Origin of the sequence: Nocardiopsis suaedae, from assembly GCF_027706745.1 — a bacterium.
Taxonomy (GTDB): Bacteria; Actinomycetota; Actinomycetes; order Streptosporangiales; family Streptosporangiaceae; genus Nocardiopsis_A; species Nocardiopsis_A suaedae.
Genome location: NZ_JAQFWP010000114.1, coordinates 1 through 11,529, shown reverse-complemented (window position 1 = coordinate 11,529; position 11,529 = coordinate 1). Strand labels below are relative to the sequence as shown.

Below are 11,529 nucleotides of genomic sequence, written 5' to 3'. Positions count from 1 at the left end.
AGAAGAGTGCACTCCGGGCGCGTGGGAGTGGTCGAAAGCGCACACTCGTTGCCCCTGGGGGCGCGTTGAACGCACGATGAGGGAACCTCGGGTCCAGACTTTCCGGGCATATCAGGCGCGGTGGGGAGGGGTGCGGACACCGGCCTGCGCGAGATGCGCCCGGCTGGTCGGGGAACCGCCCGCTGCCGCCGACATCCGTCGTCATCGGCTCCCACCTCGCACTCCGACGGCCCGAGGGGGACGAGTGTGCAAGTTCTTTCCTCCCGGCGAGCCCCCCCGCGCGCGTCTGGTACGCCCGGTCCTGCCACGGGGCATCGGCGAAGTGCGCCCGCCTCAGGGCCGCATTCGGCCATGCGGTGCAACCCCTTGGCCCTCTGTTCGCCGCGCACCGGACCGGGCCCCCTTTTCCCAGGTGCCGCGGTGGTCGACCGGCGGCGCGACGTCCACCCGCCCTCTGCACAGGGGGGCGTGGACACGCCGGAAGGGCCGCGCCGCGCGCTCGCGGTCTGGCATGATGCCTACCGCTCTGCGGCGAAACGCGGCGTACCCGGCCCTGAGACCGTCGGCTCCCCATCCCCGCACACCCGCGCGTGACGGCGCGCCGCCGTGGCACCCAACCCTCTGGCGTCACAGGTACGGAGACGTAGGCAGTCATGAGCTATCCACCCCCCGGCCCCCCGCACCCCCCTCCGCCCGGCGGCGGCTACAACCCGCCCCCCGGCGCTGCGCCGTACGGAGGGGCGCCCGGCGGCCCGCCTCCCGGTGCGCCCCAGGGCCAGCCGCCGCAGATCGGCATGGCCGGCCTCATCATCGCGCTGATCCTCTTCCCGCTGCTGGGCATCCCCGCACTGATCTTCGGCCTGAAGGTCGACTCCGCCTGGCGACAGGGGGACTACCAGGGCGCCTACGACGCCTACGACAAGGCGAAGAAGTTCGAGAAGTGGTCGTTCATCGCCTTCGGCATCAGCATCGTCGTGAGCGTCCTGCTGAGCATCCTCATGACGCTGGGGATCATCGGGCTCGGGTTCGGGGTCGCCGCCACCTCCGGCGGCATGGACGGCGGCTCCGACTCGGGCTACAGCGAGTACGACGACACCACGGGGTACGACGACTCGACGGGCTACGACGACGGCACCGGCTACGACGACTACGACACCGGTGACGAGGACTTCGACCAGCAGATGGACGAGCTCAACGAGAGCCTCGACGACCTCAACGAGAGCCTGGACGACGACCTGAACGGCTACTGACCGGCCCGGGCACACGGCCCGCCCGCGACGTCCGCCGCCGACGGCGCCGCACCGCACGGTGCGGCGCCGTTCCGCGTCGCGGGCCCGAGGCCCGCCCGGACAGCGAGGAACCCGCCGCCGGCTCCAGCGGCCCCCCGCCCGCCCCGGAACCCCTGCGGGCGGGCCCCGGCCTCCGCCGCCTCCCTCGCACTCCGGCGGCCTGGCCGGGGCGGCCGTGAGCGGGGTGCCGACCGACGGCCCCCGCACGCTTCGCCTCCGGGCGCCGTCTAGACTCGGCCCCGTGGAGACCAGCCCCGCACCGCCGCCCCTGCCCGACGCGCCGCGCCCCGCCGGGCGCCTCCGCGCCCTCGCCGGGCGCGTACACCCGGCCGCCTGGCCCCTGCTGCTGGGCGCCGCAGGCACGGCCGGGCTCCTGGTCGTCCACGCCATCGACCCCAACCAGCCCGGCAACTACCCGACCTGCCCCTGGCTGACCATGACCGGCACCTGGTGCCCCGGCTGCGGCGCGACCCGCGCCGTGCACGCGCTGACCAACCTCGACCTCGTCGGCGCCGCCCAGATGAACGTCCTCCTCCTGGCGTTCCTCCCCTTCCTCGCCTACGGGTACGGCCGCTGGCTCTACCGGTCCTTCCGCCCCGAGGTGCCCCCGGGCAAGGGCCTGCGCCCGGCCGCGGCCCTGGTGCTGCTGGCCGTCGTCCTCGTGTACACCGTCGTGCGCAACACCCCCCTCGGCCTGTTCCTGGCCCCCGGCGGGGTGCCCGCCCCCGCCCCCATCTGGGGCTGAGCCCGGCGGCGGCGCACCGCCCCGATCCGCGGGGCGGTGACCCCCCGCCGTCGCGGGACGGATACGATCGGACGACACCGGGGCGCGGACGATGAGCCATCCCGCCGCGTGCCCCGACGCCACCGGCGTCCACCGCGGCGGCGGACGCCATGACGACAGCTATCTGGAGGGGGCAGGCCCACGTGAGCGTGCTCGACGAGATCCTCGACGGGGTGCGCGACGACCTCGCCGCACGGCAGGCGCAGACGCCGCTGGAACGCCTCAAGGAGAAGGCCGCCGCCGTCCCCCGGCCGCACGACGTGGTCGCCGCCCTGCGTCGGCCCGGGGTGCAGGTCATCGCCGAGGTCAAGCGCTCCAGCCCGTCCAAGGGCGCGCTGTCGGCCATCGCCGACCCCTCCGCCCTGGCCACGGACTACGCCGACGGCGGGGCGTGCGTGATCAGCGTGCTCACCGAGCGCCGCCGGTTCGGCGGCAGCCTGGAGGACCTGGCCGCGGTGCGCGCCGCCGTGCCCACCCCGCTGCTGCGCAAGGACTTCGTCGTCAGCTCCTACCAGCTGTGGGAGGCGCTGGTGCACGGCGCCGACGCGGTCCTGCTCATCGTCGCCGCCCTGGAGCAGGACGCCCTGGTCTCGCTGGTCGAGCGCGCCGAGTCGCTCGGCCTGACCCCCCTGGTCGAGGTGCACACCGAGAAGGAGGTGGAGCGGGCCCTGGCGGCCGGCGCCACCGTCATCGGCGTCAACGCCCGCGACCTGACCACCCTCAAGGTCGACCGGGACACCTTCGCCCGCGTCGCCCCCGCCATCCCCGACGACCGCATCAAGATCGCCGAGTCCGGCGTGCGCGGACCGCACGACCTGCTCGCCTACGCGAGCGCCGGCGCCGACGCGGTGCTCGTCGGCGAGAGCCTGGTGACCGGCCGCCACCCGCGGACCGCCGTCGCCGACCTGGTCACCGCCGGGGCCCATCCCGCCCTGAGGGACCGCCGATGACCGCGCCCAGGGAACCGCTGCACCGGCGATGGCCCGGCCTGCCCTGAGGGGGGAACCGGCGCCCGGGCGCCCTCGCGCGCCCGGCCACCGCCCCGTCGGCGCCCCACGGGGCGCCGACGGCGCCGCGCGGGTTCCGCGCCGGTAGCCGGGCCGCACGGCACGTCCACCGGCCGCCCCGAGGGCAGGGAAACCGTTCGACCCGCGACGCGGCGGCCCGCTCACATCGGGCCCGGCCCGCGGCGCGGACCGGGGCGGGACCTCCGCGCGGCCGGACGGTGCCCGACGCGCCGGGACGGGGCCCCCGCTCCCGGCGGCGGACACGGCCGCCCGCCGGAGGGCCTCCGCAGAGCCCGCCCCCCGGGGCCCCGCGCCCCGACCGCCCGATGACGACCCACGGCTCGGCCGCGCCCCCGACGGCGCCGGCCAGGAGAGACCCGAGATGACCACCGAAACCACCGGACCGGCCGCCCCCGGCGGCGCGCCCGGACACTTCGGCCGCTACGGCGGCCGCTTCAGCCCCGAGGCGCTCGTCGCCGCCCTCGACGAGGTCGCCCGGGCCTGGGAGAAGGCCCGCGACGACCAGGCCTTCCAGGAGGAGCTGGGCGGCCTGCTGCGCGACTACACCGGCCGCCCCAGCCCGCTCACCGACGCCCCCCGGTTCGCCGAGCACTGCGGCGGGGCGCGCATCCTGCTCAAGCGCGAGGACCTGAACCACACCGGCTCGCACAAGATCAACAACGTGCTGGGCCAGGCCCTGCTCACCCGCCGGATGGGCAAGACCCGGGTGATCGCCGAGACCGGCGCCGGGCAGCACGGCGTGGCCACCGCCACCGCCTGCGCCCTGCTCGGCCTGGAGTGCGTCATCTACATGGGCGAGGAGGACACCCGCCGCCAGGCGCTCAACGTCGCCCGCATGCGCATGCTCGGCGCCGAGGTGGTGCCGGTGACCATCGGCAGCCGCACCCTCAAGGACGCCGTCAACGAGGCCTTCCGCGACTGGGTCGCCAACGTCGACCACACCCACTACCTGCTGGGCACGGTCGCCGGGCCGCACCCCTTCCCCACGGTGGTGCGCGACCTGCACTTCATCATCGGCCAGGAGGCCCGCGAGCAGGTGCTCGAGCGCACCGGGCGGCTGCCGGACGCGGTCGCGGCGTGCGTGGGCGGCGGCTCCAACGCCATCGGGGCCTTCGCCGCGTTCATCGGCGACCCCGGCGTGCGCCTGTTCGGGTTCGAGGCCGGAGGCGACGGTGTGGCCACCGGCCGCCACGCCGCCTCCATCACCGGCGGGTCCCCCGGAGTCTTCCAGGGCGCCCGCACCTACGTGCTGCAGGACGAGCACGGCCAGACCGTGCCCAGCCACTCCATCTCCGCCGGGCTGGACTATCCGGCGGTGGGGCCCGAGCACGCCCACCTCGCCGACACCGGGCGCGCCGAGTACCGGGCGGTCACCGACGCCGACGCCATGGAGGCGTTCCGGCTGCTGTGCCGCACCGAGGGCATCATCCCCGCCATCGAGAGCGCGCACGCCCTCGCCGGGGCGCGCGAGATCGGGCGGGAGCTGGGGCCGGAGGCGACGGTCCTGGTGAGCCTGTCCGGACGCGGCGACAAGGACATGGGTACCGCCGCCGCCTACTTCGGGCTCATGGACGACGAGGGGGAGCAGGAGTGACCGGGCAGCCGAACACCGCGCGGGGCGCGGACGGGACCACCCCGCTGCAGCGCGGGCTGGCCCGCGCCAAGGACGAGGGGCGGGCGGCCCTCATCGGCTACCTGCCCGCGGGCTTCCCCGACCTGGCCTCCTCCATCGAGGTGGTGCGGGCGATGGTGGCCGGGGGCTGCGACGTGGTCGAGGTGGGCCTGCCCTACTCCGACCCCACCATGGACGGCCCCACCATCCAGCGCGCCGCCGACCGGGCGCTGGCCGCCGGCACCACCCCCGCCGACGTGCTGCGGGTGGTCGAGGCGGTCGCCGACGCCGGCGCCGCCGCGCTGGTCATGTCGTACTGGAACCCGATCGACCGGTACGGCACCGCCCGCTTCGCCGCGGACCTGGCCTCCGCGGGCGGCTCCGGGGCCATCACCCCCGACCTGCTCCCGGAGGAGGCGGGGGAGTGGCTCGAGGCCACCGACGCCCACGGGCTCGACCGGATCTTCCTGGTGGCGCCCTCCTCCACCGACGAGCGGCTGCGGCTGACCACCGGCGCCAGCCGCGGCTTCGTCTACGCCGCCTCGCTGATGGGCGTGACGGGGACCCGCGCGGCGGTGGCGGGCACCGCCGAGAAGCTGGTGGTGCGCACCCGCCAGGCCATCGGGGACTCCGGGCTCCCGGTCTGCGTGGGGCTGGGCATCTCCAGCGGGGAGCAGGCCGCCGAGGTCGCCGGGTACGCCGACGGGGTCATCGTCGGCGCCGGGTTCTGCCAGCGGGTACTGGACGCAGCCGACCTGGGCGCGGCCACGGCCGCGGTCGGCGCGTTCGCCGAGGAGCTGGCCGAAGGGGCGCGCGCCGGGCGCAGGTGAGGCCCGGCCGGTCGGCCCCCGGGGACCACGGGTCCGCAGGGGTCGGCCGCCGCGCCCGGGACCGCGCGGCACGACCGCGCGCCCGGGTGAGAAAAGGGTGAGAATCGGGTCTTCTTCCTAGGAAGAGGACGTGCGGGGTGCGCCGACCGGCATAGGCTTCTGCAGCACCGGCCGCCGCACCCCGCGCCGCGACCTGCGCGACCAGCGGTCCCCGGGCGGTCACATGCAGTAGGCTCCGCTGCGACGCCGCGCGCCCCCGGCGGCGCCCACGGGCCGCGGCGCGCCCACCCGCCCAGGCGAACAGGGAAGTCCAGACATGAACACCGGTCCCACCGAGCAGAACACCTCCTCCGACCGGCCCGACGGCGAGGCCCCGGCCGCCGGGGAGCCCGGCGCAGCCGCCCCGCCGTGGAAGGCCCGCTGGGCCGCCGTCCAGCCGTGGGCGACCCTCCTCTGCCGCGTCGCCCTCGCCGGGATCCTCGCCTTCGCCGCCTACACCAAGCTGCCCCCGGCCCTGTCCATCCAGTCCGTCGAGGCCTACCAGCTCTTCCCCAGCGGCCTCGCCGAGTTCATCGGCATCACCCTGCCGATGCTGGAGTTCGCCCTGGCGCTGCTCCTCCTGGTGGGCCTGGCCACCCGCTACGTCGCCGCCGCCACCGGGGTGCTCATGCTCCTCTTCATCGCCGGCATCGCCTCCGCCTGGGCGCGCGGACTGTCCATCGACTGCGGCTGCTTCGGCACCGGCGGCGCCGTCGCCCCCGGCGAGACCGCCTACGGCCTCGACATCGCCCGCGACATCGGCTTCGTCGTGCTGGCCGGTATCGTCATGCTCTGGCCGCGCTCCCCGCTCTCCCTCGACCGCCTCGCCGGGCTCTACCGCTGACGCCCGGCCCCCGGCGGCGCCCCTCCCTCCGGGGGCGCCGCCGAACCTGATAGAACGGCCCCGCACCCGCGGGGACGGACCCGACAACCCATCAGTACGGAGAACGGTGATCGGCCCATGGGCAAGGCGGCGCGGCGCGAGGCCCGCGAACGTTTGAAGCAGCAGCGCCTCAAGGAGCAGCAGAAGGCCAAGCGCAACCGCGTCCTCATCGTCGTGGGCGCCGCGGCGGTCGTCGTCGCGCTCGTGGTGGCGGTCGGCTACTTCGTCGTCATGCGCGACCGCGGCGGCGGCGACGTCGAGCTGCCCCCGCAGGCCCTGCAGACCGACGGCAGCGTCGTCCTGGCCGAAGACGGCGCGAGCGCGCCCGTGCTGGAGATCTACGCCGACTACCAGTGCCCGGCCTGCAAGCAGTTCGAGACCGCCACCGGGTCGGCCATCCAGGAGATGGCCGCCGCGGGCGAGGTCATCGTCCACTACCGGCCGGTCAGCATCTTCGCCCTGCGCGGCGAGCCGCTGGGCTCCAACTCGCTGCGCGGCGGCGCCGCCGCGCGCGCCGCCGCCGACGCGGGCAAATTCGTCGAGTACAACGACGTCCTGTTCGAGAACCAGCCCGCCGAAGGCGACGCCGGGTTCTCCCCCGACGAGCTGAAGCAGTGGGGCGAGGAGGTCGGCATCGACGACCCCGCCTTCGCCGAGCGCGTCGACGCCGAGGCCGAGGTCGCCGACCGGTTCGCCCAGGACTACGCCCCCGAGCTGCTGGAGAAGGCCCAGGGCGAGCTGGGGGCCGACAGCATCAACACCATGCCCGTCACCGACCTCATCGCCTGGGGCGACGAGAACGGCGTGGACTCCTCCTTCCTCGACGACACCTACGTCCGGGAGATCCTGGAGTCCACCGGCGCGGTCAACGGGCGCTACGAGGGCGAGAACGCCTTCCAGGGCACCCCGAGCGTCTACCTGAACGGCGCCAAGATGGGCAATGAGATGTACTCTGCCTCCAGCCTCCGCAGCGCCGTGGCCGAGGCCGAGCCCGGCGAACCGCAGTCCACGCCGGCCGAGGACGCCGAAGACGGCGGCGACGGCGAGGGCTCGGGCGGCGACGCCGGGGCGACCCCCTCCACCCCGCCCTCCGCCGACGCCAAGGAATGAACCAGCCGAGATGACCACACCTGCGACCCTCGCGACCGCGGACGCCGCCGGGGGCGGCCTCACCCTGGCCGCCATCCCGCCGCCCCCGGTCAGCCAGTTCGAGATCGGCCCGCTCACCATCCACGTCTACGCGCTGTGCATCCTCGCCGGCGTCATCGCCGCCGTGGCGTGGTCCGAGCGCCGCTGGGCGGCCATGGGGGGTGAGAAGGGCACCATCATGGACCTGGCGGTGCCCGCCGTCATCCTCGGCCTCGTCGGCGGCCGCCTCTACCACGTCATCAGCGACTACCAGCTGTACTTCGGGCCCGGGCGGGAGCCCATCCAGGCCCTGTACATCTGGAACGGCGGCCTGGGCATCTGGGGGGCCGTCCCCCTGGGCGCGCTGGGCGTGTGGCTCGGCGCACGGCGCCGCGGCCTGTCGATGTCGAAGCTCTCCTTCGCCATCGCGCCCACCATCCCGCTGGCGCAGGCCCTCGGGCGGTGGGGCAACTACTTCAACCAGGAGCTGTTCGGGCGGCCCACCGACCTGCCGTGGGCGCTGGAGATCTCCACCGCCCAAGGGCGCCCCGCCGGGTACATCGAGGGCTTCAGCACCTACCACCCCACGTTCCTGTACGAGTCGCTGTGGAACATCGGGCTCGCGGTGCTCCTGGCCTGGCTCGGGCGGCGCTACGCCGACCGGCTCGGCGGCGGGCGGCTCTTCGCGCTCTACGTCATGGGTTACTGTGTGGGGCGGTTCTGGATCGAGTACATGCGCATCGACCCGGCGAACGAGATCCTCGGCTTCCGCCTGAACAACTGGACCTCGCTCCTGGTGTTCGCGGGCGCCCTGGCCTACTTCGTCTGGGCGGGGCGGCGGCTGGACCGCTTCTCCACGCGCGTGGTGCCCTACGGCCACGAGGCCGGGACCCAGGTCTTCGACACCGACCCGGCCACCGACGGGGAGGAGGGGCGGACCGCCTCCGCGGCCCCCGCCGGCACGGACCACACGGGCCGGACGGGCGACGACGGGGGCGAGGGATCCGTCACCCCCGAACCGGAGGGGGACGGCGCCGGAACCGGGCCCGCCAAGGACGCCCCCGCGGACGCCGACGGAGGGCCGCAGGACGAGGAGAAGGCCGGAACCGAAGGGGCCCGGGCCGGAGCGGACGACGGCGACCACTCCGAGGCCGCCCCCGACACCGACACGGCCCCCGACCCCGGGACCGGCCCCGCATCCGAGGAGGACGGGGCCGCGACCGGGCCCGCGGAGAACAAGCGGGAGGACTAGGCGCCGCCGGCGCCGCCGCGGACACCTCCGCGGACGCGGCGGCGCCGACGAGGATGAGTGAGCGAGCGACGTGAGCAGATCGGACTCCGCCGGACGGGCGGGCGCGCGCGGATCGCGCCGCGCCCGGAACGGCCGCCGCCGCAGCGGCGACGCCGCACCGCAGGACACCGTGGTCGACACCGGCCCCGGCGAAGTGATCGAGGAGTTCGCCCCCGGGGCCGGCGACGGCCCCGGGGACGGCCCCGGCGACGAGGTCCCGCCCGAAGGCGGGGAGGCGGCCGGGGAGGCCGCCCCCGCCCGAAGAGGCAAGCGCAACGGCAAGAGGAAGAAGGCCGGGAAGGGCCGCAAGGCCGAGGGGGCGCCCCCGCGCCGGGGCCGCCGCTCGGCCGAAAGCGGCGTCGACCCCGTCTCCAAGTTCTCCGCCACGGCCCTGCGCAAGGTCAGCGTCCTGGGCGACCGCCCCAACCAGGTCGTCAACACCCTCGCCGAGCAGAGCTCCGGCAAGCGCGGCACCGCCGTACTGGGGGTCCTGCTCGGGCTGTGCGGGGTGGCGCTCGTGGCGCTGCTCGGCGTGCTCTTCTACCTGCTGCTGTTCACCGACAACCCCCTCGGGGGCGGCGACGACCCCGCGATGGCCATGCCCGAGGAGGGCCACTCCACCCTCCTGCCCACCGTCTTCCAGGGCGAGTCGCAGGAGCAGAAGATCTTCGACCCCATCGCCGAGCGGCCCGGGGAGGCCGAGCCGCTCGACGCCGAGAAGGTGTTCGGGTCCGACGCCGAGAAGCTCGAACTCGACGACCTCACCCTCACCCTCAAGGAGGCGGAGGCCACCGACACCTGCACCCGGTGGGTGTGGGGCGAGGACCTGGGGCAGGCGCTGGTCGACGGCGGCTGCACCTCCGCCGCCCGCGGTTTCTACCAGGACGCGGACGAGGAGTACGTGGCACAGTTCACGCTCTTCGACCTGTCCGATGCCGAGGCCTCCAGCGCCGCCGCGCAGGCGCTCGACCCGCGCGACCACGAGACCGACGTCGGCTTCCTGGTGCCCATGGACCAGGGCGTGGACGGCCTGCACCAGGGGTACAGCCAGGCGTCCGCCCAGGTCATGGGGCACTACCTGGCGGTGTACTGGGTGGCCCGCGCCGACGCCGGGGAGCCGGACGAGGACACCGCCATGGCCAAGGTCAACGTCGTGGCCATGGACGCGGCGGTGTGGGTCTACGAGCAGGTCGGCCGCGCCAAGGAGGCCGAGGAGGGCTGACCGGCCCACGCGTCGCCGCCCCCGCCATCCCGGCTAGGATGCGCCTACCGGCGCCGCGCCCCGCGCTCACCGCGCGGCCCGGACGTCACAACGCGAGCACACGCTCAGGCATTCGAGAGGTCACGGTGTCTTCTTCAGATCCCTCAGGCGCGGCCCCCCGCGCGGCGGCCACGGGCGGCAGGCGCAGGCGGAACGGCGGAGGCGACCCCGGTGAGGGGGCGGCCGACGCGCCGCGCCGGCGCTCCGGAGGCGGGTCCCGGCGCAAGCCGGAGTCCGCGGACGGAGCCGGCGGGAGCGGCAAGGGCGGGCGGCGCGGCAAGGCGCTGCCGATCCTGCTGGGCGCCCTGGGCGTGGCCGTGGTCGCGCTCGTCGGCGTGCTGGTGTGGACCTTCATGAGCGGGGGTCCAGAGGCCCCGGCGCAGGCCCGGCCCACCACCTACTCGGTGTACGCCTCGGAGAAGTTCAACGACGTGCTCCCGTCTCAGGAGGTCGACTCGCGCCCCCTCACCGAGGGGGAGATGTTCGAGCGCGGCAACGAGGAGATCGACAGCCAGGACATCGCCTTCGAGCTCAAGGCGAAGTCGCTGACCGAGGACTGCTCGAAGGCGGTGTGGGGATCCTCGGTGCAGAAGGCGCTCGAGGACGCCGGGTGCACCCAGGCGGCCAGCGCCGCGTACGACTCGGGCGACTATGTGGGCGTGGCGGTGCTGTTCAACTTGCGCGACGCCGAAGCGTCCCAGGCGGTGGCCGACGCCATGGAGCAGCCGCTGATCAGCGACGAGGACGAGGAGAGCCCCGGTTTCGTGGTGAACCCCGCCACGGAGGACCCGCTGACCCGGCTCGGCACGGGCTTCAGCCGGGCCGAGGCGTCGGTGAGCGGCCACTACCTGCTGGTGGCCTGGGCCCAGGACAAGTCCTCGGAGGACCCGACCGCGCGGGAGGACCTGACCGCCCCGCTGATCGCGCTGAGCGGCTACCAGGACCCGCTGTACAGGAGGGTCGTCAACCTGGAACGCCCCGACCTGGGAGCCGACCAGGGCACGGGCACGGAAGGCGGCGCAGGCACGGGCACCGGCCAGGGAACAGGCACCGAGCAAGGCGCGGGCACGGGCACCGAACAGGGCGCGGGCACCGGCCAGGGCGCGGGCACGGGTAGCGGGGGCACCGAACAGGGTGCAGGCACCGGCACCGGCACCGGCACCGGCACCGGCACCGGCACCGGCACCGGTACCGGCTGACGGAGCACGGAGGCGTCCCGATGGCGGGATAAGCGTCAGTCCCTCTGCCGGTGCCCAGTACCGACGAGACGAACCAGGCGGCCGCAGCCACAGTGCTGTCGGCCGCCTGTCGCGTGCGGTCATAGCGATAGGCGACGACGAAGGTCGGCGGCCCTGCCTGTTGGCCGGTCGGCCGCCGGGTGGGT

The 11,529-nt window shown here is 75.0% G+C and carries 10 protein-coding genes; all 10 read left to right on the top strand.

From position 1 onward, the window contains the following. The first annotated feature begins 653 nt into the window (after positions 1-653). Positions 654-1,250 (top strand): CD225/dispanin family protein, encoded by a 597-nt coding sequence (locus O4U47_RS30655; protein WP_270681492.1) that lies wholly within the window; start codon positions 654-656, stop codon positions 1,248-1,250. A gap of 280 nt (positions 1,251-1,530) precedes the next feature. Continuing rightward, on the top strand, positions 1,531-2,034 hold the full coding sequence (locus O4U47_RS30650) for a DUF2752 domain-containing protein (protein ID WP_270681491.1): 504 nt from the start codon (positions 1,531-1,533) through the stop codon (positions 2,032-2,034). A 182-nt stretch (positions 2,035-2,216) separates the two neighbouring features. Next, positions 2,217-3,023, top strand: a complete 807-nt coding sequence (trpC, locus tag O4U47_RS30645; protein WP_270681493.1) for an indole-3-glycerol phosphate synthase TrpC — start codon at positions 2,217-2,219, stop codon at positions 3,021-3,023. Between the two features lie 439 nt (positions 3,024-3,462). Continuing rightward, positions 3,463-4,695 (top strand): tryptophan synthase subunit beta, encoded by a 1,233-nt coding sequence (gene trpB / locus O4U47_RS30640; protein WP_270681490.1) that lies wholly within the window; start codon positions 3,463-3,465, stop codon positions 4,693-4,695. Beyond that, complete coding sequence (gene trpA / locus O4U47_RS30635) at positions 4,692-5,543, top strand: tryptophan synthase subunit alpha (RefSeq protein ID WP_270681489.1); 852 nt, start codon at positions 4,692-4,694, stop codon at positions 5,541-5,543. Before trpB ends, trpA begins: the two co-directional genes overlap by 4 nt. 316 nt (positions 5,544-5,859) lie before the next feature. After that, positions 5,860-6,426: a MauE/DoxX family redox-associated membrane protein gene (locus O4U47_RS30630; protein WP_270681488.1), complete on the top strand. Its 567-nt coding sequence runs from the start codon at positions 5,860-5,862 to the stop codon at positions 6,424-6,426. Between the two features lie 117 nt (positions 6,427-6,543). Continuing rightward, positions 6,544-7,575, top strand: coding sequence for a DsbA family protein (locus tag O4U47_RS30625; RefSeq protein WP_270681487.1), 1,032 nt, complete (start codon positions 6,544-6,546; stop codon positions 7,573-7,575). A gap of 10 nt (positions 7,576-7,585) precedes the next feature. Beyond that, positions 7,586-8,845, top strand: a complete 1,260-nt coding sequence (gene lgt, locus O4U47_RS30620) for a prolipoprotein diacylglyceryl transferase (protein WP_270681486.1) — start codon at positions 7,586-7,588, stop codon at positions 8,843-8,845. 70 nt (positions 8,846-8,915) lie between these two features. Then, positions 8,916-10,106 (top strand): hypothetical protein, encoded by a 1,191-nt coding sequence (locus O4U47_RS30615; protein ID WP_270681485.1) that lies wholly within the window; start codon positions 8,916-8,918, stop codon positions 10,104-10,106. Positions 10,107-10,231: 125 nt separating this feature from the next. Further along, positions 10,232-11,344, top strand: coding sequence for a hypothetical protein (locus O4U47_RS30610; protein ID WP_270681484.1), 1,113 nt, complete (start codon positions 10,232-10,234; stop codon positions 11,342-11,344). The last annotated feature ends 185 nt before the right edge of the window (positions 11,345-11,529 follow it).